At 59.9% G+C, this 25,344-nt stretch carries 24 protein-coding genes and 1 pseudogene; 17 read left to right on the top strand and 8 right to left on the bottom strand.

Annotated elements, in window-relative coordinates:
* Window positions 1-60: 60 nt before the first annotated feature.
* From AC1DU9_RS17390 to AC1DU9_RS17370, 5 genes are all read left to right on the top strand, one after another.
* The gene (locus AC1DU9_RS17390) at window positions 61-969 is read left to right on the top strand and encodes a carbohydrate ABC transporter permease (RefSeq protein ID WP_008032969.1); all 909 of its coding nucleotides are present in this window, start codon (window positions 61-63) and stop codon (window positions 967-969) included.
* Complete coding sequence (locus AC1DU9_RS17385; protein WP_218427135.1) at window positions 962-1,807, top strand: carbohydrate ABC transporter permease; 846 nt, start codon at window positions 962-964, stop codon at window positions 1,805-1,807. Before AC1DU9_RS17390 ends, AC1DU9_RS17385 begins: the two co-directional genes overlap by 8 nt.
* A 3-nt stretch (window positions 1,808-1,810) precedes the next feature.
* Entirely contained in the window at window positions 1,811-2,971 is a 1,161-nt protein-coding gene (locus AC1DU9_RS17380; protein WP_477810542.1) for an ABC transporter ATP-binding protein, read from the top strand.
* A gap of 204 nt (window positions 2,972-3,175) precedes the next feature.
* Window positions 3,176-4,522, top strand: coding sequence for a carbohydrate porin (locus AC1DU9_RS17375; RefSeq protein ID WP_477810541.1), 1,347 nt, complete (start codon window positions 3,176-3,178; stop codon window positions 4,520-4,522).
* Between the two features lie 114 nt (window positions 4,523-4,636).
* A complete protein-coding gene (locus AC1DU9_RS17370) occupies window positions 4,637-5,491 on the top strand; it encodes a D-hexose-6-phosphate mutarotase (protein ID WP_223459434.1) in 855 nt (284 codons plus the stop codon).
* A gap of 125 nt (window positions 5,492-5,616) precedes the next feature.
* Here AC1DU9_RS17370 and AC1DU9_RS17365 read toward each other — a convergent pair whose 3' ends face one another.
* Window positions 5,617-6,477, bottom strand: coding sequence for a MurR/RpiR family transcriptional regulator (locus tag AC1DU9_RS17365; protein WP_170948639.1), 861 nt, complete (start codon window positions 6,475-6,477; stop codon window positions 5,617-5,619).
* A gap of 226 nt (window positions 6,478-6,703) precedes the next feature.
* Between AC1DU9_RS17365 and zwf the strand changes: the two genes are divergently transcribed.
* Genes zwf through AC1DU9_RS17350 form a run of 3 tightly spaced genes read left to right on the top strand, consistent with a single transcriptional unit; the run spans window position 6,704 to window position 9,556 of the window.
* Window positions 6,704-8,173, top strand: coding sequence for a glucose-6-phosphate dehydrogenase (gene zwf / locus AC1DU9_RS17360; RefSeq protein ID WP_223459431.1), 1,470 nt, complete (start codon window positions 6,704-6,706; stop codon window positions 8,171-8,173).
* A complete protein-coding gene (gene pgl, locus AC1DU9_RS17355; protein ID WP_223459429.1) occupies window positions 8,160-8,873 on the top strand; it encodes a 6-phosphogluconolactonase in 714 nt (237 codons plus the stop codon). Before zwf ends, pgl begins: the two co-directional genes overlap by 14 nt.
* Window positions 8,874-8,890: 17 nt before the next feature.
* A complete protein-coding gene (locus AC1DU9_RS17350) occupies window positions 8,891-9,556 on the top strand; it encodes a bifunctional 4-hydroxy-2-oxoglutarate aldolase/2-dehydro-3-deoxy-phosphogluconate aldolase (RefSeq protein ID WP_008050561.1) in 666 nt (221 codons plus the stop codon).
* A gap of 202 nt (window positions 9,557-9,758) precedes the next feature.
* On the opposite strand, the gene AC1DU9_RS17345 is transcribed toward AC1DU9_RS17350, so the two are convergent.
* The 4 genes from AC1DU9_RS17345 to AC1DU9_RS17330 form a co-directional block, all read right to left on the bottom strand.
* Window positions 9,759-10,940, bottom strand: a complete 1,182-nt coding sequence (locus AC1DU9_RS17345; protein ID WP_477810540.1) for an aminotransferase class V-fold PLP-dependent enzyme — start codon at window positions 10,938-10,940, stop codon at window positions 9,759-9,761.
* A gap of 18 nt (window positions 10,941-10,958) precedes the next feature.
* Window positions 10,959-11,195 (bottom strand): DUF3820 family protein, encoded by a 237-nt coding sequence (locus tag AC1DU9_RS17340; protein WP_003227425.1) that lies wholly within the window; start codon window positions 11,193-11,195, stop codon window positions 10,959-10,961.
* 69 nt (window positions 11,196-11,264) lie between these two features.
* Window positions 11,265-11,735, bottom strand: a complete 471-nt coding sequence (locus AC1DU9_RS17335; protein ID WP_218427152.1) for a MaoC family dehydratase — start codon at window positions 11,733-11,735, stop codon at window positions 11,265-11,267.
* 41 nt (window positions 11,736-11,776) lie between these two features.
* Window positions 11,777-12,721 (bottom strand): alpha/beta hydrolase, encoded by a 945-nt coding sequence (locus tag AC1DU9_RS17330; protein WP_223459425.1) that lies wholly within the window; start codon window positions 12,719-12,721, stop codon window positions 11,777-11,779.
* 245 nt (window positions 12,722-12,966) lie between these two features.
* Between AC1DU9_RS17330 and fadD2 the strand changes: the two genes are divergently transcribed.
* Both fadD2 and fadD1 read left to right on the top strand, forming a co-directional pair.
* Entirely contained in the window at window positions 12,967-14,655 is a 1,689-nt protein-coding gene (fadD2, locus tag AC1DU9_RS17325) for a long-chain-fatty-acid--CoA ligase FadD2 (protein ID WP_477810539.1), read from the top strand.
* Between the two features lie 413 nt (window positions 14,656-15,068).
* Window positions 15,069-16,769 (top strand): long-chain-fatty-acid--CoA ligase FadD1, encoded by a 1,701-nt coding sequence (fadD1, locus tag AC1DU9_RS17320; RefSeq protein ID WP_477810538.1) that lies wholly within the window; start codon window positions 15,069-15,071, stop codon window positions 16,767-16,769.
* 254 nt (window positions 16,770-17,023) lie between these two features.
* Here fadD1 and AC1DU9_RS17315 read toward each other — a convergent pair whose 3' ends face one another.
* Window positions 17,024-17,401: a hypothetical protein gene (locus AC1DU9_RS17315; protein ID WP_046042266.1), complete on the bottom strand. Its 378-nt coding sequence runs from the start codon at window positions 17,399-17,401 to the stop codon at window positions 17,024-17,026.
* Window positions 17,402-17,756: 355 nt separating this feature from the next.
* On the opposite strand from AC1DU9_RS17315, the gene AC1DU9_RS17310 reads away from it, so the two are divergent.
* Window positions 17,757-18,713 (top strand): YihY/virulence factor BrkB family protein, encoded by a 957-nt coding sequence (locus tag AC1DU9_RS17310; RefSeq protein WP_477810537.1) that lies wholly within the window; start codon window positions 17,757-17,759, stop codon window positions 18,711-18,713.
* Window positions 18,714-18,715: 2 nt separating this feature from the next.
* Window positions 18,716-19,180 (top strand): annotated as a pseudogene (gene def / locus AC1DU9_RS17305) (peptide deformylase); the annotation flags it as partial.
* Window positions 19,181-19,269: 89 nt separating this feature from the next.
* Here def and AC1DU9_RS17300 read toward each other — a convergent pair.
* Window positions 19,270-19,689 carry a GNAT family N-acetyltransferase gene (locus AC1DU9_RS17300; RefSeq protein WP_477810536.1) on the bottom strand — a complete coding sequence of 140 codons (420 nt, stop codon included), beginning with the start codon at window positions 19,687-19,689 and terminating at the stop codon, window positions 19,270-19,272.
* Between the two features lie 329 nt (window positions 19,690-20,018).
* Between AC1DU9_RS17300 and AC1DU9_RS17295 the strand changes: the two genes are divergently transcribed.
* The 4 genes from AC1DU9_RS17295 (at window position 20,019) to AC1DU9_RS17280 (ending at window position 23,594) form a co-directional block, all read left to right on the top strand.
* On the top strand, window positions 20,019-20,960 hold the full coding sequence (locus tag AC1DU9_RS17295; RefSeq protein WP_477810535.1) for a fatty acid desaturase: 942 nt from the start codon (window positions 20,019-20,021) through the stop codon (window positions 20,958-20,960).
* A 143-nt stretch (window positions 20,961-21,103) separates the two neighbouring features.
* The gene (locus AC1DU9_RS17290; protein WP_477810534.1) at window positions 21,104-21,895 is read left to right on the top strand and encodes a phosphate/phosphite/phosphonate ABC transporter substrate-binding protein; all 792 of its coding nucleotides are present in this window, start codon (window positions 21,104-21,106) and stop codon (window positions 21,893-21,895) included.
* 140 nt (window positions 21,896-22,035) lie between these two features.
* Entirely contained in the window at window positions 22,036-22,584 is a 549-nt protein-coding gene (locus AC1DU9_RS17285) for a sigma-70 family RNA polymerase sigma factor (RefSeq protein WP_477810533.1), read from the top strand.
* Window positions 22,581-23,594 (top strand): ABC transporter substrate-binding protein, encoded by a 1,014-nt coding sequence (locus AC1DU9_RS17280; RefSeq protein WP_477810532.1) that lies wholly within the window; start codon window positions 22,581-22,583, stop codon window positions 23,592-23,594. The genes AC1DU9_RS17285 and AC1DU9_RS17280 overlap by 4 nt, the downstream gene beginning before the upstream one ends.
* A 129-nt stretch (window positions 23,595-23,723) precedes the next feature.
* On the opposite strand, the gene gstA is transcribed toward AC1DU9_RS17280, so the two are convergent.
* Window positions 23,724-24,326, bottom strand: coding sequence for a glutathione transferase GstA (gstA, locus tag AC1DU9_RS17275; RefSeq protein WP_477810531.1), 603 nt, complete (start codon window positions 24,324-24,326; stop codon window positions 23,724-23,726).
* A 99-nt stretch (window positions 24,327-24,425) separates the two neighbouring features.
* Between gstA and AC1DU9_RS17270 the strand changes: the two genes are divergently transcribed.
* Window positions 24,426-25,298 carry a LysR family transcriptional regulator gene (locus AC1DU9_RS17270; protein ID WP_477810530.1) on the top strand — a complete coding sequence of 291 codons (873 nt, stop codon included), beginning with the start codon at window positions 24,426-24,428 and terminating at the stop codon, window positions 25,296-25,298.
* The last annotated feature ends 46 nt before the right edge of the window (window positions 25,299-25,344 follow it).

Raw genomic sequence — 25,344 nt, 5'->3', positions numbered from 1 at the left:
AGCTCGCTCCCACAGGGTGGAACTCTGTCCGGATTTCACTTCTTCACCTGGATTATCCCGATGAGCTCTGTGGCGGTTTTCAGCAAAGCCTCACCGTTCGATGCGCTGCAACGCTGGCTACCCAAGTTGGTACTCGCGCCGAGCATGCTGATCGTGTTGGTTGGCTTCTACGGTTACATCATCTGGACGTTCATTCTGTCCTTCACCAACTCCAGCTTCATGCCGAGCTACAAGTGGGTCGGCCTGCAGCAATACATGCGCCTGATGGACAACGACCGCTGGTGGGTCGCGAGCAAGAACCTCGCGCTGTTCGGCGGCATGTTCATCGGCATCAGCCTGGTGCTGGGCGTGTTCCTCGCGGTGCTGCTGGACCAGCGCATTCGTAAGGAAGGCTTCATTCGCACCGTCTACCTGTACCCGATGGCGCTGTCGATGATCGTCACCGGTACCGCGTGGAAATGGCTGCTCAACCCGGGCCTGGGCCTGGACAAGATGCTGCGTGACTGGGGTTGGGAGGGCTTTCGTCTCGACTGGCTGGTGGATCAGGATCGCGTGGTGTACTGCCTGGTGATCGCCGCCGTGTGGCAAGCCTCCGGGTTTGTCATGGCGATGTTCCTGGCCGGCCTGCGCGGTGTCGATCAATCGATCATCCGTGCCGCGCAAGTCGACGGGGCGAGCCTGCCGACCATCTACCTGAAGATCGTCCTGCCGAGCCTGCGCCCGGTGTTCTTCAGTGCCTTCATGATCCTGGCGCACATCGCGATCAAGAGCTTCGACCTGGTCGCGGCGATGACCGCGGGCGGTCCGGGTTACTCCTCCGACCTGCCGGCGATGTTCATGTATTCCTTCACCTTCAGCCGTGGCCAGATGGGCATCGGTTCGGCCAGCGCCATGCTGATGCTCGGCGCCGTGCTGACCATCCTCGTGCCGTACCTGTACTCCGAGCTGCGAGGCAAACGCCATGACTAATCAACTCGGCAAACCATCGCTCAGCTTCAGCCGCATCGCGATCTACGCAACGTTGTTGCTGGCCGCTGCGATCTACCTGATCCCGTTGGTGGTCATGCTGCTGACCAGTTTCAAATCCCCGGAAGACATCCGTACCGGCAACCTGTTGAGCTGGCCGACCGTGATCGACGGCATCGGCTGGATCAAGGCCTGGGACGTGGTCGGCGGCTACTTCTGGAACTCGGTGAAGATCACCGTGCCGGCAGTGCTGATCTCGACCTTCATCGGGGCCATGAACGGCTACGTGCTGTCGATGTGGCGCTTCCGTGGTTCGCAGCTGTTCTTCGGCCTGTTGCTGTTCGGCTGCTTCCTGCCGTTCCAGACCGTGCTGTTGCCAGCCTCGTTCACTCTCGGCAAGTTCGGCCTGGCCAACACCACCACCGGCCTGGTGCTGGTGCATGTGGTCTACGGCCTGGCGTTCACCACGCTGTTCTTCCGTAACTACTACGTGAGCATTCCGGATGCGCTGGTCAAGGCCGCAAGGCTCGATGGCGCGGGCTTCTTCACGATCTTCCTGAAGATCCTGCTGCCGATGTCGATCCCGATCGTGATGGTCTGCCTGATCTGGCAGTTCACCCAGATCTGGAATGACTTCCTGTTCGGCGTGGTCTTCGCCAGTGGCGATGCCCAGCCAATTACCGTGGCCCTGAACAACCTGGTCAACACCAGCACCGGGGCCAAGGAATACAACGTTGATATGGCCGCCGCGATGATCGCCGGGCTGCCGACACTGCTGGTCTACATATTCGCTGGCAAGTATTTCCTGCGTGGGCTGACGTCCGGCGCGGTCAAGGGGTAGAACATGGCAACTCTCGAATTACGCAACGTCAACAAAACCTACGGGCCCGGCCTGCCGGACACCCTGAAAAACATAGAACTGAAAATCGATGACGGTGAGTTCCTGATTCTGGTCGGCCCGTCGGGCTGTGGTAAATCCACGCTGATGAACTGCATCGCCGGTCTGGAAACCATCAGCGGCGGTGCGATCCTGGTGGACGACGCCGATATCAGCGGCATGAGCCCCAAGGATCGCGACATCGCCATGGTGTTCCAGTCCTACGCGCTGTACCCGACCATGAGCGTGCGCGACAACATCGCCTTCGGCCTGAAGATCCGCAAAATGCCCACTGCCGAAATCGACGAAGAAGTCGCTCGGGTTTCCAAGCTGTTGCAGATCGAACACCTGCTCAGCCGCAAGCCCGGCCAGCTTTCCGGCGGCCAGCAGCAGCGTGTGGCGATGGGCCGCGCCCTGGCGCGGCGGCCGAAGATTTATCTGTTCGACGAGCCGCTGTCCAACCTCGACGCCAAGCTGCGGGTCGAGATGCGCACCGAAATGAAACTGATGCACCAGCGCCTGAAAACCACCACGGTCTACGTGACCCACGACCAGATCGAGGCCATGACCCTGGGCGACAAGGTTGCGGTGATGAAGGACGGGATCATCCAGCAGTTCGGTACGCCGAAAGACATCTACAACAACCCGGCCAACCTGTTCGTGGCGAGCTTCATCGGTTCGCCGCCGATGAACTTCATTCCGCTGCGCCTGCAGCGCAAGGACGGTCGTCTGGTCGCGCTGCTCGACAGCGGCCAGGCTCGTTGCGAGTTGCCTTTGGGCATGCAGGACGCCGGTCTCGAAGACCGCGAAGTGATCCTCGGCATGCGCCCTGAGCAGATCATCCTGGCCAACGGCGAAGCGAACGGTTTGCCGACCATTCGTGCCGAAGTCCAGGTCACCGAACCGACCGGTCCCGACACCCTGGTCTTCGTCAACCTCAACGACACCAAGGTCTGCTGCCGCCTGGCACCGGACGTGGCGCCGGCGGTGGGCGAGACGCTGACCCTGCAATTCGATCCGGCGAAAGTGCTGTTGTTCGATGCCAAGAGTGGGGAGCGGCTGGGGGTTGCCGGTGTGCCGAAAGCCGAGGCGCATGCTGACAACGTGGCCCGATTCAAAGGCCGCTGAAGAACAAATCTGTAGGAGCGAGCCTGCTCGCGATGGACGTCAACGATGACACTGGAAACCTGATACCCCACGGTGTTCTCAGGTTTCTCGCGAGCAGGCTCGCTCCTACAGGGGGGACATGTGGCGGATGGATTGTTGTCCGTCGCAACTGATGTAACCGCGTTAAAGAAGAAAAGTTAATAACAATAAAACGAGGAAGTAGGGATGAAGATGAAGAACAAGGCCCGGTTGATCTGCCAGGTTTCAGCAGCGGCAGCACTGGTTCTGGCCGGCAATGCGATGGCCGATGAAGCGTTCAGCTCCGACTCCAAGTGGATGACGGGCGATTGGGGTGGCGAGCGTACGAAGCTGATCGAGCAAGGCATCGACATCAAGATGGATTACGTCGGTGAAGTCGGCGGCAACCTCCATGGCGGTTTCAACGATGACAAGACCGCGCGCTACGCCGACCAGTTCGGCCTGGGCGCGGCGCTGGACCTGGAGAAGTTGTTCGGCTGGGATAACACCCAGGCCAAGATCCAGCTCACCAACCGTAACGGTGAGAACATCTCCAACGACCGTATCGGCGATCCGCGTGCCGGCACCTTGAGTTCCTCGCAGGAAGTCTTCGGTCGTGGCCATATGGTCCGTCTGACCCAGTTGTGGATTCAGCACCAGTTCTTCGACAACAAACTGGACGTCAAAGCCGGTTACTTCGGTGAAGGTGAAGACTTCAACACCTTCCCGTGCGAATTCCAGAACCTGGCGTTCTGCGGATCCCAGGTGGGTAACTGGGCCACCAACGTCTGGTTCAACTGGCCGGTCAGCCAGGCAGCGATCCGCGTGAAGTACAACATCAATGACGAGCTCTACGCTCAGATTGGCGCGTACAACCAGAACCCGTCGCAACTGGAGCACGGCAACGGCTTCAAGCTCAGCGGCAGCGGTACTGCGGGCACCGTGTTGCCGGTCGAACTGGTCTGGTCGCCTAAGGTCAACAGCCTGCCGGGCGAATACCGTGTCGGTTACTACAAAAGCACTGCCCCTGCCGATGACGTTCTCAAGGACGACAACGGCCAGGACGCAGCGACCACGGGCAAGCCTTTTCGCGTCCACGATAGCAAGCACGGCTACTGGTTCGTCGCGCAGCAGCAACTCACCACTCACAACGGTGACGCTTCTCGCGGTCTGAACATCGCGGCCAACGCCACCTTCCACGACAAGGACACTAACGTCGTCGACAACTACCAGTCGCTGATGTTCGTGTACAAGGGCCCGTTCGACGCGCGTCCGAAGGATGACGTGGGCATCGGTTTCGCCCGTATCCATGTCAACGATGACGTGAAGAAAAACGCCGAGCTGACCAACGCGGCCAACGGTGTGTCGGACTTCGACAATCCGCTGTTCTCGCCCATTCGTGAAACCGAATACAACTACGAGATCAACTACGGCTTCCACGTGACCAACTGGCTGACCGTACGTCCCAACCTGCAATACGTCACCCACCCCGGTGGCGTGGATGAAGTCGACAACGCGCTGGTGGCCGGCCTGAAAATTCAGTCGGTGTTCTGACGCGTCTGCGATAAGCTTCTCTCCATGTGCGCATATTTGCGGACAGCCATGGCTGTCCGCTTTTTTTTGTGGGCCGCGCACCCCGGTGACAGATGATTTTCAGGACCGTGGCACATGCTTGAGCATCCGCTACAACGCTTCTTCAAATCCTTGCGCGAGCGCTCCGTGTTTGCGTGGGAGCGCTATCAGATGCGCGATGTGCTGGTGATCGATCATCCGCTGTGTCAGGCGGTGTTCAGTCGTCAGGGCGCGCAGTTGTTGCACTTCCAGCCCAAGGGGCAAAAACCCTGGCTGTGGTGCGCGGCGAAGTGGCCGCAGGTCGGCGCCATTCGCGGTGGCGTGCCGGTGTGTTGGCCGTGGTATGGCCGGCATCCGAGCGAAAATGCCTGGCCGTCCCATGGCTGGGCGCGCTTGCTCGACTGGAAGCTGCTCGACAGCAACAGTGACGACGATGGCGTGCGATTGCACTGGCAGCTGAAGTTGTGCGACTGGCAGGTGGACTTGCACGCCCACTTGGGTGAACGCATGGAGCTGCGCCTGAGCACCGAGCATCAGGACGACATGCCGTGCCAGTTGAGCCAGGCTTTGCATGCTTACTGGCGTATTGGCGATGTCAGTGAGATAGCGCTGTCTGGGCTCGAGGGCGCGCAGGGTTATGACCAGTTGAGCCGGCAGGCCTGTCAGCAGGAAGGCGAGTTGCGCGTGGATGGCGGTTGTCAGCGAGTGTTCCAGCATGACGGTGAATTGCAGCTCAACGACCACGCCTGGCAGCGGGCGCTGTGTATCGACACGGGTGAAACGGCTGACACGGTGGTGTGGCATCCCGGCTCGCGGCCATTGCTCGGCGTGACCTGGAACGAGATATCCGAATTCGTTTGCGTAGAGGCCGCAAGCGGCGGTACCGACAGCCTGTGCCTTGCACCTGGGGAGCGGGCGCATTTGAGTTTGCAGGCGCGGGTGGGGGCTTAGTTCAAGGGAGGCTGTGTCTGGACTGCCGCCATCGCGAGCAAGCTCGCTCCCACATTTGGAACGCATTCCCCTGTGGGAGCGAGCTTGCTCGCGATGAGGCCAGGACGGTCAGTACAAATACTGGATCAATTAAACTCATCCCCCACCGGATACCGGCTCGCATTCAAACTCTCCTTGATCTTGCGCAAATGCGGCTGGAAATCCACGCCCCGGCGCAAGGTCATGCCGGTGGCGAGCACGTCCAGCACGGTCAACTGGATGATCCGCGAAGTCATCGGCATGTAGATGTCGGTGTCTTCCGGCAGCGGGATGTTCAGGCTCAGGGTGCTGGCCTTGGCCAGCGGCGAGTTTTCCGCGGTCAAGCCGAGCACCGAGGCGCCGTTTTCCCGGGCGATGCGCGCCACTTCCACCAGTTCGCGGGTGCGACCGGTGTAGGAAATGATCACGAACAACTCGCCGGTATGGGCCACCGAGGCAATCATGCGCTGCATCAGCACATCCGCGTGGGCCGTGACGGCAAGGTTGAAACGGAAGAACTTGTGCTGCGCATCCAGTGCCACCGGGGCCGAGGCGCCGAGGCCGAAGAAGTGGATCTGCCGCGCCTGGATCAGCAGGTCGACGGCGCGGCTGATCAGGTTCGGGTCCAGTGCCTGGCAGGCGCTGTCCAGCGAGGCAATGGCGCTGCCGAAGATCTTCTGGGTGTAGGCCTCCGGATTATCGTCGGCTTCCACCGCGCGGCTGACATAGGCGGCGCCACTGGCCAGGCTCTGGGCCAGTTGCAGCTTGAGCTCGGGGTAGCCGCTGACGCCGAACGAACGGCAGAAACGGTTGACCGTCGGTTCGCTGACCGAGGCGGCCTGGGCGAGGGCGGCGATGCTGAAGCGGGTGGCCTGCTGCGGGTTGAGCAGGATTACCTCGGCGACTTTGCGTTCGGCCTTGTTCAGCTCTTCAAGGCGATTCTGGATTTGCTCCAGTAAATTTCGCACGCGGTCCATATAAGTATCCTTTACGCCTGCGCCGATAGGCGCGCGGCTAATGCAAAAAGGGCCTTTGGTGAGGCCCGTCACGGTGGCCTATCCTACTGATGGCTCCGACCGACCACCACTCGGAATCTGTATTTTGCGAAAATGTTGTGGTTATTACTACATTTTCCCTTGAGTGATGCCTTAAAAAAAGGTATTTGTAGCTTAACTTGATAAAAGAACAAACATCATGCTCTCGATTACGGTTGAACCGTGCACCTTTGCCTTGTTCGGCGCCCTTGGCGATCTGGCCTTGCGCAAGCTGTTTCCCGCCCTTTATCAACTCGACGGTGCAGGCCTCTTGCACGAGGACACGCGCATCATCGCGCTGGCCCGTGAACCGGGCAGCGAGCAGGAACACCTGGCGTTCATCACCTCCGAGCTGCGCCGCTATGTCGGTGCCAAAGAGCTGGACGAAGCCGTGCTCGAGCGTTTCCTGGCGCGCCTGAGCTACCTGCACGTCGACTTCCTCAACACCGAAGATTATGTGGCCCTGGCCGAATCCGCCGGCAGTTCGCAGCGGGTCATCGCCTACTTTGCGACCCCTGCCGCCGTGTATGGCGCGATTTGCGAGAACCTGGCCAAGGTCGGTCTGGCAGAAAACACCCGCGTGGTGCTGGAAAAGCCCATCGGTTCGGACCTGGAATCCTCGCGCAAGGTCAACGACGCCGTGGCGCAGTTCTTCCCGGAGAACCGCACCTACCGCATCGACCATTATCTGGGCAAGGAAACCGTCCAGAACCTGATCGCCCTGCGTTTCGCCAACAGCCTGTTCGAAACCCAGTGGAACCAGAATTACATTTCCCATGTGGAAATCACCGTGGCCGAGCAGGTCGGCATCGAGGGCCGCTGGGGTTACTTCGACAAGGCCGGCCAGCTGCGCGACATGATCCAGAACCACCTGCTGCAACTGCTCTGCCTGATCGCCATGGACCCGCCGGCCGACCTGTCCGCCGACAGCATCCGCGACGAGAAAGTCAAAGTGCTCAAGGCCCTGGCGCCGATCAGCCCGGAAGGCCTGACCACCCAGGTGGTGCGCGGCCAGTACATCGCCGGCTACAGCGAAGGCAAAGCGGTACCGGGGTACCTGGAAGAACCCAACTCCAACACCCAGAGCAATACCGAAACCTTTGTCGCCCTGCGTGCCGACATCCGCAACTGGCGCTGGGCCGGCGTGCCGTTTTACCTGCGTACCGGCAAGCGCATGCCGCAGAAGCTGTCGCAGATCGTCATCCACTTCAAGGAACCGTCGCACTACATTTTCGCTCCCGAGCAGCGCCTGCAAATCAGCAACAAGCTGATTATCCGCCTGCAGCCGGACGAAGGCATTTCCTTGCGCGTGATGACCAAAGATCAAGGCCTGGACAAAGGCATGCAGCTGCGCAGCGGCCCATTGCAGCTGAATTTTTCCGACACCTGGAGCAGCGCACGGATTCCCGATGCCTACGAGCGGTTGTTGCTGGAAGTGATGCGCGGCAATCAGAACCTGTTTGTCCGTAAAGATGAAATCGAAGCCGCGTGGAAGTGGTGTGACCAGTTGATCGCCGGGTGGAAAAAATCCGGTGATGCGCCCAAGCCGTACGCGGCCGGGTCCTGGGGGCCGATGAGCTCGATTGCTCTGATCACGCGGGACGGGAGGTCGTGGTATGGCGATATCTGATTTGAAACTGCCGCAGGGCGTCAGCGCCCATGCGTTCAAGAGCCCGGTGCTGCTGGCCGAAAGCCTGGCGCTGAACGTGGCGAAAAAACTGAGCGACGCGATCGAAGCCCGGGGCACTGCGACCCTGGTGGTTTCCGGTGGCCGCAGTCCGGTGGCGTTTTTTCAGCACCTGGCCAAACAGGCGCTGGACTGGCCGAACGTGGTCGTCAGCCTGGCCGATGAGCGCTGGGTGCCGGTGGAGCATGCGGACAGCAACGCGGGTCTGATCAAGCGTTACCTGCTGCAAGGCCCGGCGGCCAAGGCGCAGTTCCTGAGCCTGTACAGCGCCAGTGCCAACCTTGAACAGGCGGCGGAGCAGGCTGACCGTTTGTTGTCCGAGTTGCCGGTGATCGACGTGCTGATCCTCGGCATGGGCGATGACGGCCACACCGCGTCGCTGTTCCCCAACAGCCCGAACCTTGCCGAGGCATTGCAGGCCGATGGTGTCCGTCGCTGCTGGCCGATGCTGGCGCCGACCGTGCCGCATCAGCGCCTGACCATGAGCCGGGCGCTGCTGGCCTCGGCCAGGCATAAGGTTCTATCGATTTCCGGTCAGTCCAAGCTGACCACCCTGAGTACCGCACTGGCCGGTGACGATGTCGCCGCACTGCCGATTCGCGCGTTTCTGCAACCCACGTTAGAGATTTACTGGTGCCCATGAGCCAAGGAACAGCCGCTATGACAAACCCATCCCCGACCGTTTCCATGGCGGACAAAGTTGCCCTGATCGACAGCATTTGCGCGAAAGCGCGGATCCTGCCGGTGATCACCATCGCCCGCGAGCAGGACGTTCTGCCGTTGGCCGACGCCCTCGCGGCTGGTGGCCTGACGGCTCTGGAAGTGACCCTGCGTTCGCAATTCGGCCTCAAGGCCATCCAGATCCTGCGTGAGCAGCGTCCGGAGCTGGTGACCGGTGCCGGCACCGTGCTCGATCGCCACATGCTGGCGGCGGCGGAAGCGGCGGGCTCGCAGTTCATCGTCACGCCGGGCATCACTCGTGACCTGCTGGAAGCCAGCGTCGCCAGCCCGATTCCACTGTTGCCGGGCATCAGCAATGCCTCGGGCATCATGGAAGGCTACGGTCTGGGTTACCGCCGTTTCAAGTTGTTCCCGGCGGAAGTCAGCGGCGGCGTCGCGGCCATCAAGGCTTTGGGCGGCCCGTTCGGCGAAGTGAAATTCTGCCCGACCGGCGGCGTGGGCCCGGCCAATATCAAGAGCTACATGGCGTTGAAAAACGTCATGTGCGTGGGCGGTAGCTGGATGCTCGATCCGGAGTGGATCAAGAACGGCGACTGGGCCCGCATTCAGGAATGCACCGCCGAGGCTTTGGCGCTGCTGGACTGATCGCTTCACCCTACACCTCGTTGTGTGTTCTACGGCTTTACGGTGCACTTGGTCGGTGCACCGTTTTTTTTTGCCCGCGAAAAGTTGAGGCAATTAATACCTGTAGGAGCGAGCTCGCTCGCGATGGTCGTGAACGATAACGCGGGAACCCGATAGCCAGCGGTGCCTGGAAGTTTTTCGCGAGCAGGCTCGCTCCTACAGGTCAGCACAATTGCGCCAGCGCCGTGGTCAGCCGCGTCATGTGCTCGGCGGTGGTGGTCAGCCCCGGAGTGATGCGGATGCACGGGCCGCACGCCGCGCCAGTGCGTACCACGGTGAACAGGTTGTAGTCCTTGAGCAGCCGCTCGACCATCGCCTGCTGATCGGTCTGTGCGATGAAACGCATGGACGTGATGCCGCAGTACAGTCGCGGGTCGTCCGGGGTCAGGACTTCGATGCCCGGTAGTTCGCGCACGGGGCGGACCCACAGGTTGCGCAGGTAGTTGAGCCGAGAACCCTTGGCCGCAGCACCCCCCATCGCCCAATGTTCTTCGAGCACCAGCGGCAGGGTCAGCAGCGCCGGGATGTTCGGGGTGCTGTACGAGGTACGGGCGCGAATGTCAGTGGGTGGAAAATGCATTTCGCCCATGTCCGGGTCGATATCGGCCAGGCGTTCGGGGTCGATGTAGATAAAACCGAGCGTCAGCGGTGCGCCGATCCACTTGTGCAGGTTGTAGCCGGCGAAGGCGATACCGAACTCGGCCAGGTCGAATTCGAACTGACCGAGGGCATGGGCACCGTCGAGGATGACGTCGATGCCGTGTTCCTTCGCCGCGACTGCAATCGCCTGCACCGGCATCACCAGGCCCGTGCGATGGGTGACGTGGGTCAGGGCCATCAGCTTCAGCCGTGGGTGTCGTGCGAAGGTTTCGCGGTAGGTATTGAGCAGGCTGTCGAAGGTTGCCGGGTGTGCGTGTTCGATCTCGATCACTTCGACACCACGATTACGCGCCAGCCAACGCATGGCGCCTTTGACCGTGTCGTATTCCAGATCGCAAATCAGTACCTGATCGCCGGGTTGGAGCCGGTTGTAGTTGCGGATCAGCGATTGCAAACCTTCCGACGCGTTACGGGTCAGGGCGATGCTGTCGGCGGGTACGCCGATCAACCTGGCCAGTTGCGCGCGGATCTTCAGGCTGTCGCCCTGTTCGAAGCGCTGGCGCACATAGACCGAATTGCTGCGGTTGATCAGCTCGATGTTGCGCTGGTACTCCTCGACCACCGTGCGCGACATGCGCCCGAAATAACCGTTCTCCAGGTTGAGCGGGCCGGGTTCGACATCGTAGCGATCGGCAAAGGTTTGCCAGAAGGCTTCATCACGGGCGCGGCGGGTGTTGTCGGGCATGGGGTACTCGGTAGGTGTTCAGTGGCGCGGGGCCGGTTTGCCGTGTTTGGCGCGCAGCGGTTCGAGCAAGTCCGACAAACCGTTGTGGTCGATTTCCTGCATCAGGGCCAGCAGGCCACCCAACTCGCCGTGAGGGAAGCCCTCCCGGGCGAACCAGTTCAGGTAAGGGCCGGGCAAGTCGGCAATGATTCGACCCTTGTACTTGCCGAAGGGCATTTCGCGGGTGATCAGCAGTTCGAGCTTTTCAGGATTCATCGATCGATCGTCTTGATTCAGTCAGTCTGGAAAATACAGGCATTCCGACAAGCCCCTCGCCACAGAGGGTTAGCCGATGCTGATCGCCGGCAGCGTGGTCAAGGTCACGCTCTGTTGCTTGCGTGGCGCGAGGATTTCCGCCTCGCCATCCACCACCAGTTCATCGCGCTGGTTGAACACGCGGGTGGCAATGCGTACGCGAAATTTCGGCAGTTTTTCGAGGATTTCCAGGCGCACGGTCAGGGTGTCGCCGATCTTCACCGGTTTCTGAAAGCTCATTTGCTGGCCGAGGTAGATAGTCCCCGGTCCAGGCAGTTCGCAGGCGACCGCTGCGCTGATCAACGCACCGCTGAACATGCCGTGGGCGATTCGCTCCTTGAACATGGTGCTGGCGGCGTAGTCGGCATCCAGGTGCACCGGGTTGTGATCGCCGGACATCGCGGCGAACAACTGGATGTCGCGCTCTTCGACGGTCTTGCTGTAACTGGCGGTCTGGCCGACTTCGAGGGCTTCGTAAGGGGTGTTGGTAACCTGGGTCATCTGTCTCGATTCCTGTGACGAATTAAAAAATCCACAAAAAACTATTCGGATCGGTGTGGCCGAGGAGTGCTCAAGGCCTGTGCGATCCAGTTCAGAACATCGGCGATGATTTCATCGCGGTTGCTCTCATTGAACAGTTCGTGCCGCGCCTGCGGGTAAACGGTCAATTGCAGGTGCTGGCTGCCGGCCGCCCGCAACGCGTCGGCCAGATCCTTGAGACGTTTGCCTTCGCTCACCGGATCACATTCGCCGCCAATCACCAGCAACGGCAGGCCCGGGTCGATCTGGGCGAGATTGGACGCTTTGCTGATTTGCTGCAAGCCGCCGAGCAAATCGATCCACAGTTGATTGGTGCAGCGAAAACCGCAGAGCGGGTCGTTGACGTACAGATCGACCTGCGCCGGATCACGGCTGAGCCAGTCGAACGGCGTGCGTGCCGGTTTGAATTTGTTGTTGAAGGAGCCGAACGACAGCCATTCGATCAATGCGCTGCGTCCTTTGCGACCCTGGCGCAGGCGTTCGAGACGGGCGATTTGCCGTGCCGCGCGATAAAGCGCCACGGGCTGGAAGTTCGAGCCGCTGAGGATTGCCCCGTGCAGGCTGGCACTGTGGTGCAGCAGATAGGCCTGGGTGATGTAACTGCCCATGCTATGGCCGAGCAGCATGATAGGTACGCCAGGGTGCTGCTGGCCGATGTGCTGGTTGAGGCAGGCCAGGTCGCTGACGACCTTGCACCAGCCATCATCATCGGCGAAATGCCCGAGGGTCCCGTTTTCGGCAGTTTTGCCATGTCCACGCAGGTCCGGCGCGCACACGCCATAGCCCTGTTCACAGAGTTTTTCCGCCAGGGGGCCGTAGCGACCGCTGTGTTCGGCCATGCCGTGGGCCAGCAGAATCATTGCCTTGAGGCTGCCGTCGGGTAGCCACTGGTTGACGAAGAGGCGGCTGTGGTCGCTCGTGGTCAGCCAGAAAGTGTCATGGATCATGGCGGTTCCTTTGCATGAGGCTGCCTGGTCGCAAACAGCTCGTTGCAGTTTATAGCGCATCCTTGGCTGGGCGTCTGATCAGCCTACGCCACGGCAGAAAGATTCATACGGTCAATGACGGCTGGGGGCATATTTGCCTGCTACGTCATAACTGCTAGTGTCCGTGAAGCTCCGCTTTTTGCATTTTTTTTGAAAAATGACAGAAAAGTGGCCCCGGATAGATTCAGGTAAAGAGGACAACAACAATGCAACCTGATTTCTGGAATGACAAACGCCCGGCCGGCGTGCCCCTGGATATCGATCTGGGAACCTACAAGTCGGTGATCGAGGTGTTCGAGCGTTCCTGCAAGAAGTTTGCTGACCGCCCGGCGTTCAGCAACATGGGCGTGACCCTGACCTACGCCGAACTGGAACGCCAGAGCGCTGCCTTCGCCGGCTACCTGCAAGCCCACACCGATCTGGTGCCGGGTGACCGCATCGCGGTGCAGATGCCCAACGTCCTGCATTACCCGATTGCCGTGTTCGGTGCCTTGCGCGCCGGGTTGATCGTGGTCAACACCAACCCGCTGTACACCGCGCGGGAAATGCGTCACCAGTTCAAGGATTCCGGCGCCCGGGCGCTGGTGTACCTGAACATGTTCGGCCAGAAAGTCCAGGAAGTGCTCCCCGACACCGATATCCAGTACCTGATCGAAGCGAAGATGGGCGACCTGATGCCCACCGCCAAGGGGTGGCTGGTCAACACCATGGTCAGCAAGGTCAAGAAAATGGTCCCGGACTATTCCTTGCCCCAGGCCATTTCTTTCAAGAGTGCGTTGCACATGGGCCGTGGCCTGGGCATCAAGCCGCTGAGCGTCGGCCTTGACGACATCGCCGTGCTGCAATACACCGGTGGCACCACCGGCCTGGCCAAGGGCGCGATGCTGACCCACGGTAACCTGGTGGCGAACATGCAACAGGCACGGGCCTGCCTCAGCCAGTCGGCCAGCGACGGTCAGCCGCTGCTGCGCGAAGGCCAGGAGGTGATGATCGCGCCGCTGCCGCTGTACCACATCTATGCCTTCACAGCGAACTGCATGTGCATGATGGTGACGGGCAACCACAACGTGCTGATCACCAATCCGCGTGACATCGCCGGCTTCATCAAGGAGCTGAAGAACTGGCGGTTCTCGGCGTTGCTGGGGCTCAACACGTTGTTCGTCGCGCTGATGGACCAACCGGACTTCAAGACCCTGGACTTCTCCAGCCTCAAGCTCACCAACTCCGGCGGTACTGCGCTGGTCAAGGCCACTGCCGAGCGTTGGGAGCAACTGACGGGATGCCGCATTACCGAAGGTTACGGCCTGACCGAAACTTCGCCGGTGGCCTGCACCAACCCCTACGGCGATCAATCGCGGATCGGCACGGTCGGCATGCCGGTGCCGGGCACCACGCTGAAAGTCATCAGTGATGACGGCGTCGAGCAACCTTTGGGCGAACGCGGCGAGTTGTGCATCAAAGGCCCGCAGATCATGAAGGGCTACTGGCAGAAACCCGATGCCACGGCCGAAGTGCTGGATGCCGAGGGCTGGTTCAAGTCCGGTGACATTGCGGTGATCGATCCGGACGGTTTCGTGCGCATCGTCGATCGCAAGAAGGACATGATCATTGTCTCGGGTTTCAACGTGTACCCGAACGAGATCGAAGACGTGGTGATGGCACACCCGAAAGTCGCCAACTGCGCGGTCATCGGTGTGCCCGACGAGCGGTCGGGGGAGGCGGTGAAGTTGTTCGTGGTGGCCCGTGAGGCAGGGGTCAGCCTTGAAGAGTTGAAGGCTTACTGCAAGGAGAACTTCACGGCGTACAAGGTACCGAAGCACATCGTGCTGCGTGAGTCGCTGCCGATGACGCCGGTGGGCAAGATCCTGCGGCGGGAGTTGCGGGATATCGCCTGATCTGTGAATGGCCGCGCTTCGCGCGGATCGTCGGAACGCCGCCCGGGGCAAGCCACGCTCCCACAAGGTTCAGTGTCGTACGCAATGGATGTGTACGACGCGAACCCTGTGGGAGCGGGCTTGCCCCGGGCGGCGTTCCGACGATGCTTTTCAGCGGACGCTAAAGCCCCGGTTTTCGTGGGCTACAAGGTTTTATAGGTTTTTTGCTCTAAAATGACTGCTTGCAAGTCTTGAGTCACAATCGTGACCGTAGAGGCCGTTTTTGGCTCTGGTCGACCCCTGGCAAAGCTGCTACTCTCGGCGCGCTTTGTGACTTCTCGGCCTTCTATCAGCCAGATTCACCAATGACCAAACACCAATAATAATCGCATCAAATGCGGTGCTGAATTCGCGTTGCTGAGGAGTGGGCTTCCATGATCGAAGACTTTTGGAAGGATAAGTACCCAGCTGGGATTGCTGCCGACATCAATCCAGACGAGTATCCGAATATTCAGGCAGTGTTGAAGCAATCCTGCCAACGCTTCGCCAACAAGCCGGCATTCAGCAACCTGGGCAAGACACTCACCTACGGTGAACTGTACGAATTGTCCGGTGCGTTTGCCGCTTACCTGCAACAGCATACCGACTTGCAGCCCGGCGATCGAATCGCCGTGCAACTGCCCAACGTGTTGCAGTACCCGGTAGCCGTCTTCGGTGCAATCCGCGCCGGGCTGATCGTGGTCAACACCAACCCGCTGTACACCGCGCGGGAAATGGAACACCAATTCAACGACTCCGGTGCGAAGGCCCTGGTCTGCCTGGCCAACATGGCGCACCTGGCCCAAACCGTGGTGCCGAAAACCGGCGTCAAGCACGTGATCGTCACCGAAGTCGCCGACCTGCTGCCGCCGCTCAAGCGTCTGCTGATCAACAGCGTCATCAAGTACGTGAAGAAGATGGTGCCGGCCTATCACTTGCCCAAGGCCGTCAAGTTCAACGACGTGCTGAGCAAAGGCCTGGGCCAGCCAGTGGCGGAAGCCAACCCGGCCAGCGGCGATGTCGCGGTGCTGCAATACACCGGCGGCACCACCGGCGTGGCCAAGGGCGCGATGCTGACCCACCGCAACCTGGTGGCGAACATGCTGCAGTGCAAGGCACTGATGGGTTCCAACCTCAATGAAGGTTGCGAGATCCTGATCACGCCGCTGCCGCTGTACCACATCTATGCGTTCACCTTTCATTGCATGGCGATGATGCTGATCGGCAACCACAACATCCTGATCAGCAACCCGCGTGACCTGCCGGCGATGGTCAAGGAACTGTCGAAGTGGAAGTTCAGCGGCTTCGTCGGCCTTAACACCCTATTTGTAGCCCTGTGCAACAACGAAGGCTTCCGCAAACTGGACTTCTCCGCGCTGAAAGTCACCTTGTCGGGCGGCATGGCCCTGCAACTGGCGGCGGCCGAACGCTGGAAAGCGGTGACTGGTTGCGCCATCTGCGAAGGCTACGGCATGACCGAAACCAGCCCGGTGGCGACAGTCAACCCGATCCAGAATATCCAGGTCGGCACCATCGGCATTCCGGTGCCGTCGACCCTGTGCAAAGTCATCAACGATGCCGGTGTCGAGCAGCCGCTGGGCGAAATCGGCGAGCTGTGCGTGAAAGGCCCGCAGGTCATGAAAGGCTACTGGCAGCGCCAGGAAGCCACCGATGAGATCCTCGACAGCGAAGGCTGGTTGAAGACCGGTGACATCGCGCTGATCCAGCCCGATGGCTACATGCGCATTGTCGATCGCAAGAAAGACATGATCCTGGTTTCCGGTTTCAACGTGTACCCGAACGAACTCGAAGACGTGCTGGCGACGCTGCCGGGCGTGCTGCAATGCGCGGCCATCGGTGTACCGGACGAGAAGTCGGGCGAGGCGATCAAGATTTTCATCGTTGCCAAGCCGGGCGTGACCCTGACCAAGGAACAGGTGATGGAGCACATGCGCGCCAACGTCACCGGATACAAGGTCCCGCGCTCCGTGGAGTTCCGCGATGCACTGCCGACCACCAACGTCGGCAAGATCCTGCGTCGTGAATTGCGCGATGAAGAGCTGAAGAAGATCAACGCGAAGAAAGCCACCGCGTAAAACAAGAAGCCCCGCAGATGCGGGGCTTCTTGTTGGTGCGCCTGAAGGATCGTCAGTGCTTGTCAGATCGCTATCGTCGGAACGCCGCCCGGAGCAAGCTCGCTCCCACAGGTGATCGGATTCCTTCTGATGGAGCCCGATTGAATGTAGGAGCGAGCCTGCTCGCGAAAAATCTCCAGACTACGCGTTCATTCAGGCAGCCCGAGTCATCGTTGACGCCCATCGTCGGAACGCCGCCCGGAGCAAGCTCGCTCCTACAATCGAAACGGCGCGAAGTTGACGTTGGTGCCCGCCGGGCGCATGTCCTGCAGGAAGGAGTCCTTGTCGGCGCTCAGTTCCAGGCTCAATGCAGCCTTGCGCTTGCCTTCATTACGCACCACCAGGCCTTCGAGCTTCTCGCGCAGGAACACGGTCGGCACTTTCAGGTGCAGCAGTTCGTCGGTGTCCGGCGTGTGCATCAGCAGGTGAATCCACTCGTACTGACCGATTGCAAGGCGCGTCACCGGGAGGTCGAACCACCAGATGTTGCGGTTACGGTTCAGTTCGGCGAAGTGGCAGTTGTTGACGCCAAGCACAGCACCGCCGAGTTCCTGGTTTCTGCGGGCAATGGCCTGCTTTTTATCGAGTTTCATAACATTCCTACGGGATTGGATCTTCAGCGCCATGGCCTGAATGTGTTGCGCATTCTCAGGGGTCGGCCCGCAAACATAAAGCGCAACCTGCACTGAACGATGAAATGTCGTGGTGAAATTAAATGAAACTCCCTGTAAAAGCCCCCGGTCAACCTTGTGTAACGACTTTCCTGCATTGAAATGCCTTTAATGAAAAGAAGACACGGCCATCTGCAGATGGCCGTTTTTGTGTCAGCCTGAACTTGCGCATTGAAATTGTTTCAAAGTCGCCATCTGGGCTACCTTGATGAAAGAAATCGGCCCCTGAGTCGCCACGACTTCCACCCAAATCCGTATGCGGCGAATGGAGACGCGAATGATTTTCCCGGACATGAGAGGCTTGCCCCTGCACCGTGTGATGATGCGCACGGTCACTGAGTTCGTCGCCGACGAGATGTCGACCTATGCCTCGGCGTTGGCCTATCAAATGCTGTTTTCGCTGTTTCCGTTCATCCTGTTCCTGATTGCCCTGATCGGCTTCCTGCACCTGCCGGATTTCTTCTCCTGGCTGCGCCTGCAATCGGAACTGGTGCTGCCGCCCCAGGCACTGGAGCAGGTCAACCCGGTAATCGACCAGCTTCAGCAGTCCAAGGGTGGGTTGCTGTCGGTGGGTATCGTGATTGCGCTGTATACCGCGTCCGCCGGTGTGCGGTTGATGATGAGCGCGATGAACGCTGCCTACGACGTGGTAGAAGGGCGTCCGCTGTGGAAACGCTTTCCGTTGTCGATCATCTACACCGTCGGCATTGCCGGCATGCTGCTGATCGCAGCAGCGCTGATGGTGCTCGGGCCGCAGGTGATGGAGTGGATCGCTGCGCAAGTCGGCCTTGAGAACTTCATTGTCACGCTCTGGACCATCGCGCGCTGGCCGGTGATCGTGATTCTGATGATGGTCGCGGTGGCGTTGATCTACTACGTCATGCCCGACGTCAAACAGGAATTCCGCTTCATCACCCCAGGCTCGGTGCTGGCGGTGGTGGTGTGGATCATCGCTTCCCTGGGTTTCGGTTTGTACGTCAAGGAGTTCGCCAACTACAACGCCATGTATGGCAGTATCGGTGCGATCATCGTGCTGTTGCTGTACTTCTACATTTCCGCAGCGGTGCTGCTGCTGGGCGCGGAGATGAACGCGGTGATCGAGCACATGTCGCGAGAGGGCAAGGACCCTGGCGAAAAAGTGGCTGGCGAGCATGGTCCCGTCCATGAGGAAAAGCACCACGTGTCGGGACTGGGCCGCGATCACTCACACAAATCGACCATTGATGAAATCTGATCATGATTCGTGAAATTCTGAAAATGGGCGATGAACGCCTGCTGCGCATTGCCCCGCCAGTGCCGGCCGAAATGTTCGACAGCCCCGAGTTGTGGCAACTGATCGATGACATGTTCCAGACCATGGAAAGCGTAGGGGGCGTTGGCCTCGCTGCCCCGCAGATCGGCGTCGACCTGCAACTGGTGATCTTCGGTTTCGAGCACAGCGAGCGTTATCCGGATGCCGAGGCCGTGCCGCAGACGATCCTGATCAACCCGTTGATCACGCCGCTGAGCCCGATTCTGGAAGAGGGCTTCGAAGGCTGTTTGTCGGTACCGGGACTGCGCGGCGCGGTGCAGCGTTACCAGCAGATTCGCTACGAAGGCGTCGACCCCAAGGGCGAGCCCATCGTGCGTTTTGCCTCAGGGTTCCACGCGCGGGTGGTGCAGCATGAGTGTGATCACCTGATCGGCCGCCTGTACCCGTCGCTTGCTCGCGTTGGCGTCGTGTCAATCAGCATCAATGCTATCTGTCACACCGCCATCGCGAGCAAGCTCGCTCCCACATTTGACCTTCATCAGGCTTGAGCAGGCGCCAACCCCATCGCAATCATCGGCTTGCTGCGCGCATAACGGCTCAACCGTTCAACCATCGCGTAAGGCATCGGCGGATCAAAAGTAAACCCGCGTCGCTCATAAAACCCCCGTAAGTCCGGATGACAGAACAACCACACCGGCTGTTCGCAATCCTTCACCGCGGCCGCAATCAACCCGGCGGCAATCCCTTGTTCGCGACACTCCGGATCGACAAACAACCCGGTCAGCCAATGCCCACCGGACACCGGACGCAAACACAGTGCGGCAACAATCTGGTCACGCCGTGCCACCCACAACCGTGCGTCGCGCACGGCTTTCATCGACGATTGGTGAGCGCGGTAGAACTTGTTCATCAATGGCCATAACGGCTCGTCGAGCAGGGTGAATTGGGTATCGGGCATGGTCTCGGGCTGTCGGTGTGCAAAGCGGGCTATTATAAAAGAACGCACGCGCCGGGATAGGTGTATACCTGTTCTCACATCCCCATGAGTGGAGTACGCATCATGTCCAAAGGTCTGGATTCAAAGAAAGCGGCGAAAAAGAAACCAGTGAAAACCGCCATTGAAAAACGCGCGGACAAGAAGGCCAAAAAGGTCGGCGTGTTCGGTCACTGATTCCGCGTTGTTCGATCGCTCCCATGCGCCATGGGAGCGATCTTCCTGAAAATAATCTGCAAGATTTCCCAAGGCTATTGCACAGAAGGGGACTGGTCCCCGATCTGAGCAACGCCATGCCCCATTACTTTGATAACGCCCACCAGGAAGAAATCGAAACCCTGCGCCGACGTTTCACAGCGCGCACCGAATGGCCGACCTGGTTGCTGTTGATCGGTGTGTACGGCGCCTGGTTTGGCATTGTGTTGAACAGCCATCGGTTGGGTTTGTGGTGGAGCACGCTGTTGCTGATTCCATTGCTGGTGTTGTGGCTATCCGTACAACACGAACTGCTGCACGGTCATCCCACGCGTTGGCCAACCCTGAACAAAACCCTTGGCTACGCGCCGTTTGCCGTCTGGTATCCGTACACCTTGTACCGCGATAGCCATTTGCTGCATCACCGCGACGAGGACCTGACCATCCCCGGTCGCGATCCGGAAAGCCGTTACCTGAGCGCCGGGCAGTGGCAGGGCAGTTCACTGCTGGTGCGCAGCCTGCACTGGCTGAACAAAACCGTGCTTGGCCGCTTTGCCCTGGGTGCACCGCTGGCCTTGCTGACGCTGGCTCGCGAAGAACTGCAGCGCTTGAGAGCGGGTGAGCGTCAGGCCTGGCTGATGTGGTTGAGTCACGGCTTGATGACAGGAGTGATGCTGCTGTTTATCGCAAGCTTCAGTGTGTTGCCGGTTTGGCATTACCTGTTTTTGATCAGTGTGCCGGCACTGTCGATCGCCATGATTCGCTCCTACTATGAACATCGTCCTCACGCGGCACCGGAGCAACGCACCGTGCTCAATGAAGCGGCATGGCCGTGGCGCTGGCTGTTCCTGAACCTGAATTTTCATCTGGTGCATCACGAATTGCCGGGGTTGCCCTGGTACGACTTGCCCCGCGCTTACAGGGCTCGCCGCGAGCAATGGCTGGCGCGCAGTGGTGGGTTTCTGGTGCAGGGTTATGGACAGTTGTGGCGTGAACATGGCGTCAAAGTCATCGACAGCCCAAGGCATCCGTTTTACTGAATTTTTGAATCGCCACTGACCTACTGTGGGAGCGAGCTTGCTCGCGATAGCGGTCTGACAGTCAACTCATTTGTTGCCAGTTACACCGCCATCGCGAGCAAGCTCGCTCCCACAGGGGATTTACGTTGCATGGGACTATATCGATGACCCAACACATCGCCGAACTGCTGATGTACACCGCCCCCGAACCCATCCACCAGGCCAACGAACGCTGGCTGGCGCGAATCCTCGAGCACCTGGGCGAAACCCGCCGTGATGTCGAAGGCCTGTCCCTGATGCAGGTGTGGTTGTCGCCGCACTTGCTGCTGACACAAACCTGCGGCTATCCGCTGATGACGGCATTGCGCGGCAAGGTCCGGGTGCTGGGGCGGCCTCGTTATGAGCTGCCGGACAGCAGCGATGGCAATCATTGCAGCCTGATTCTGGGACGCCTTGATGAGGCACGTCGAACCCTGGCGGATTTTCGCGGCAGGCTAGGCGTGATCAATGGCCAGGACTCCAACAGCGGCATGAATCTGCTGCGCCACCGGTTGGCGCCGCTGCAACGTGACGGACGGTTTTTTGCTCAGGTGGGAATCAGCGGCAGCCATCGCGAAAGCCTGCGCTGGCTGCGCGAAGGCCTTGCCGATCTGGCGGCCATCGACAGCGTGACCTTTGCCTACCTGGCGCGCCATGCCGCAGAGGAAGTGGCCGGCTTGCAGGTGATTGCCCGCAGTGCGCTCAGTCCTGCCTTACCGTTCATTACCGCCGCGACGGTCAACGATGAGCAGGCTGAAGAGCTTCTGCGGGTGATGAACCTGGCGTTGCGCGAATTACCGGAGGTTGCCGAAATCCTCGGTTTGCCAGAGGTACTGCCCGCCAACGAAAGCGACTATCAGGTTGTGCTCGATTATCAGCGTGAGGCTGAGACGTTGGGGTATGGGGAATTGCGATAGCGGCCTATTAGGCAATACTTTTTAATTCCATAAATTAATATAAAAATAAGTTTTAAGTAYTATTAATGAATAAGGCTCCTTGCTAGGATTCGCCTCACCGGACCACCGGACATTCAGCGACCCCTAACCCAGGAGCCCCTATGTCCGGCGCCGATATTCTTCATCGCAAACACGTGGACGGCCTGTTCCGCGCTCACTACCACTGGCTCTGCACGCGCCTGCGTCAGTCTCTGAACGATGCCGCCGCTGTCGAAGACATTGCCTGCGAAACTTTCGTGCAATTGCTCGAAGCCCCTGGCCTGACGGCCATCCGTGAACCCCGTGCCTTGCTCACCACCATCGCCCGGCGCCTGCTCTATCAGCGTTGGCGTCGAGGTGATCTGGAGCGCAGCTATCTTCAGCAACTGCAACAGGTCGAGCCGGTCCATGCCGAATCGCCGGAGGAACTGGCTCAGTTGTCCCAGACCCTGTCCCGTGTGGCTCGCAGCCTTCAGCGGCTGCCGGGCAAAGTGCGTTCGACCTTCCTGCTGTCGCGGATCGACGGCCTGACCTATCCGCAAATTGCCGCTGCGCTGGGCATCTCGCTGCGTTCGGTCAGCGACTACATGACCCGTTCCCAGGCCCTGTGCGACCGGCACAGCGCCAACCAATCCTTGAACCGCCCACTCCAGAACAAGAGGTCCGCATGAGATCGATCAAAACCCTGCTCGGCAGTTCGTTGCTGGCCCTGAGCCTGTTGTCCCACCCGGCCTCGGCCACGGAGAAAGTCGCGCCCATTCACTTTGGCGATATCACTTGGGAAAGCGGCAGCCTCATCACCGAAATCCTGCGCCTGATCGTTGAAAAAGGTTACGGCTACCCGACCGACACGCTGCCGGGCAGCACCGTCAGCCTTGAAGCGGCGTTGGCCAAAAACGATATCCAGGTCATCGGTGAAGAGTGGGCCGGACGCAGTCCGGCCTGGGTCAAGGCTGCCGCGCAGGGCAAAGTGTTCGGCCTCGGCGATACGGTCAAAGGCGCCACCGAAGGTTGGTGGGTGCCGGAGTACGTGATCAAGGGCGATCCCGAGCGCGGCATCAAGCCATTGGCCCCGGAGCTGAAATCCGTTGCTGATCTGGCGAAATACAAGGACGTATTCCGCGACCCTGAAGACCCGAGCCGCGGACGTTTCCTCAACAGCCCGACCGGCTGGACCTCGGAAATCGTCAACAGCCAGAAACTCAAGGCCTATGACCTGACCGCCAGCTACGTCAACTTCCGCACCGGCTCCGGTGCCGCACTGGATGCCGAGGTGGCGTCTTCGATCCGCCGTGGCAAACCGGTGCTGTTCTATTACTGGTCGCCAACACCGCTGTTGGGGCGTTTCAAACTGGTGAAACTCGACGAACCGCCGTTCGACGCGCAAGCCTGGAAAACCCTGGCCGACGCCAATAACCCCAATCCCAAAGGCACCCGCTCGATGCCAGCGAGCCTGGCCATCGGCGTATCGGCACCGTTCAAGGCGCAATACCCGGACCTTGTGACGTTCTTTGAAAAGGTCGACCTGCCGATCGATCTGTTGAACCAGACCTTGGGCCAGATGAGTGAAAAGCGCCAGAAACCCCGGGAAGTCGCCGAAGCGTTTCTGCGTGAGCAGCCACAGGTGTGGAAGGGCTGGGTGCCGGGGGAGGTGGCTATCAGGGTGAGTGCCAGTTTGTAGTTTTGTGTTGTCTGGACTGCAGTCATCGCGAGCAGGCTCGCTCCCACATTAAGTCTGTATTGCCCACAAAACCCRTGGTCAACAAAGATCCCCTGTAGGAGCGAGCCTGCTCGCGATTGATCTAACGTCCTACGCCAACTCTGCGGCCAGCGCGGCTTTCACCGCCGGCCGCAGATCTACCCTGGCCTGAAACCTTGCCAACGCCGGCCACTCATTCAAATCAATCTCAAATAACCGAGCCCAACGCAACACCGTAAACAAATACGCATCAGCAATACCGAACCCGCCCGCCATCAAATAATCCTGCCGCTCCAGCGTCTGGTTCAACACGGCCAAACGCTTGAACAGTTTCTCCTTGATCAGCGCTTTCACTTCATCCGGAAATCGAGCGTTGAACAACCAACCGAGCCCGCCATGAATCTCCGTCGAGATGAAGTTCAGGCATTCCTGCAATCGCACCCGCTCAAATGTCCCTTGGGCTGCGGCCAGTTTCGCGTCTGGATGTAGATCAGCCAGGTATTGCAGGATCGCCGGGCCTTCGGTCAGCACTTCGCCGTTATCCAGTTGCAAGGCGGCCACGTATCCCTTGGGGTTGATGGCCAGGAAATCATCGCCAGCAGCGGTTTTCTTGGTGGCGTTATCGACGCGGATCAATTCGAAGGGCAGTTCCAGTTCGCGCAATACGATATGTGGCGCGAGCGAGCAGGCTTGGGGGGCGTAATACAGCTTCATGGGGCGGGCTCTGGTTGTGGGTTTACGCCAGTGTCATAGTGCGCGGTACCCCCGGTAAAATTAATCTTTCAGAAATCTGCCATAAGGAACGCTACTGCCATGATGAACCTGATGCACTGGCGAATGGTGGTGGCCGTGGCGGATACCGGCAACATCACCCGCGCTGCCGAACGGGTCGGCATGACCCAGTCAGGCGCCAGCCAGGCCCTGGCCTTGATCGAGGAAACCCTGGGCGTTCAATTGTTCATCCGGGAAAATCGCCAGACGTTGCCGACAGCCATCGGCCTGCCGGTCATCGAGCAGGCACGGACCATGCTCGGCGCGCTGGAAGCCATTCGCAGCACCGTCGAGGCCGCAAAAGGTGTTGAACGCGGGACGATTCGCCTGGCCAGTTTTCCCATGGTACTGGCGACCTTTCTGCCACCGTTGCTGCGTCAGTTCAACCGGCTTTACCCCGGCATCGAGGTGGTCGCCCTGGAAGTCAGCGATGACGAAGTGGAAACCCTGCTCGGCGCGGGGCTGGTGGATGTCGGCGTGGTGCTCAATCCGTCTGCCGAGCGCAAGGCCAGTCCATTGGGACGAGATGCCTGGATGGCGGTGTTGCCCGGAGGCCATCCACTGGCGCGGCGAACTCATGAAGAGGGCGTCTCCCTCGACGAATTGTCGAAGCAACCTTTTGTACTGGCCACGGGCGGTTGTTCGACCAATGCGCGAAGCCTGGCTGCCGATGCGGGGCTGCAACTGCAGGATGTGCGCGTCGAGGTCCGTGAATGGAGCAGTGCGTTCACCCTGGTGCGGGAAAACATCGGCGTGAGCCTGGTGCCGGAGATGACGCTGCCAGGCAATCGGCAGGGGTTGCGCGTGGTGCCGGTGCTGCCGCGGATCGAGCGCGAGTTTGCCTTGGTGGTCGCGGCGAACAAACCACCGTCGGCAGCGGTGCAGGCGCTGCTGGACATGCTCGATGGACAGTAGCCTCGACAAGCTGTTGAACCGATTTTGTCCTCAATGCCGGCCGACT

This window comes from Pseudomonas sp. P4_C1 (genome assembly GCF_056402155.1).
The sequence above is the reverse complement of the archived record's forward strand: the minus strand, read 5'-3'. Positions and strand labels throughout refer to the sequence as shown.

Coding starts and splice junctions, on each gene's coding strand:
- AC1DU9_RS17335 (WP_218427152.1), bottom strand. CDS start 11,735: ATGACCCAGGTTACCAACACCCCTTACGAAGCCCTCGAAGTCGGCCAG.
- AC1DU9_RS17390 (WP_008032969.1), top strand. CDS start 61: ATGAGCTCTGTGGCGGTTTTCAGCAAAGCCTCACCGTTCGATGCGCTG.
- AC1DU9_RS17295 (WP_477810535.1), top strand. CDS start 20,019: ATGCCCCATTACTTTGATAACGCCCACCAGGAAGAAATCGAAACCCTG.
- AC1DU9_RS17290 (WP_477810534.1), top strand. CDS start 21,104: ATGACCCAACACATCGCCGAACTGCTGATGTACACCGCCCCCGAACCC.
- AC1DU9_RS17280 (WP_477810532.1), top strand. CDS start 22,581: ATGAGATCGATCAAAACCCTGCTCGGCAGTTCGTTGCTGGCCCTGAGC.
- fadD2 (WP_477810539.1), top strand. CDS start 12,967: ATGCAACCTGATTTCTGGAATGACAAACGCCCGGCCGGCGTGCCCCTG.
- AC1DU9_RS17370 (WP_223459434.1), top strand. CDS start 4,637: ATGCTTGAGCATCCGCTACAACGCTTCTTCAAATCCTTGCGCGAGCGC.
- AC1DU9_RS17270 (WP_477810530.1), top strand. CDS start 24,426: ATGATGAACCTGATGCACTGGCGAATGGTGGTGGCCGTGGCGGATACC.
- AC1DU9_RS17300 (WP_477810536.1), bottom strand. CDS start 19,689: ATGCCCGATACCCAATTCACCCTGCTCGACGAGCCGTTATGGCCATTG.
- AC1DU9_RS17310 (WP_477810537.1), top strand. CDS start 17,757: ATGATTTTCCCGGACATGAGAGGCTTGCCCCTGCACCGTGTGATGATG.
- AC1DU9_RS17385 (WP_218427135.1), top strand. CDS start 962: ATGACTAATCAACTCGGCAAACCATCGCTCAGCTTCAGCCGCATCGCG.
- fadD1 (WP_477810538.1), top strand. CDS start 15,069: ATGATCGAAGACTTTTGGAAGGATAAGTACCCAGCTGGGATTGCTGCC.
- zwf (WP_223459431.1), top strand. CDS start 6,704: ATGCTCTCGATTACGGTTGAACCGTGCACCTTTGCCTTGTTCGGCGCC.
- AC1DU9_RS17350 (WP_008050561.1), top strand. CDS start 8,891: ATGACAAACCCATCCCCGACCGTTTCCATGGCGGACAAAGTTGCCCTG.
- AC1DU9_RS17285 (WP_477810533.1), top strand. CDS start 22,036: ATGTCCGGCGCCGATATTCTTCATCGCAAACACGTGGACGGCCTGTTC.
- AC1DU9_RS17340 (WP_003227425.1), bottom strand. CDS start 11,195: ATGAATCCTGAAAAGCTCGAACTGCTGATCACCCGCGAAATGCCCTTC.
- pgl (WP_223459429.1), top strand. CDS start 8,160: ATGGCGATATCTGATTTGAAACTGCCGCAGGGCGTCAGCGCCCATGCG.
- AC1DU9_RS17345 (WP_477810540.1), bottom strand. CDS start 10,940: ATGCCCGACAACACCCGCCGCGCCCGTGATGAAGCCTTCTGGCAAACC.
- AC1DU9_RS17380 (WP_477810542.1), top strand. CDS start 1,811: ATGGCAACTCTCGAATTACGCAACGTCAACAAAACCTACGGGCCCGGC.
- AC1DU9_RS17375 (WP_477810541.1), top strand. CDS start 3,176: ATGAAGATGAAGAACAAGGCCCGGTTGATCTGCCAGGTTTCAGCAGCG.
- AC1DU9_RS17330 (WP_223459425.1), bottom strand. CDS start 12,721: ATGATCCATGACACTTTCTGGCTGACCACGAGCGACCACAGCCGCCTC.
- gstA (WP_477810531.1), bottom strand. CDS start 24,326: ATGAAGCTGTATTACGCCCCCCAAGCCTGCTCGCTCGCGCCACATATC.
- AC1DU9_RS17315 (WP_046042266.1), bottom strand. CDS start 17,401: ATGAAACTCGATAAAAAGCAGGCCATTGCCCGCAGAAACCAGGAACTC.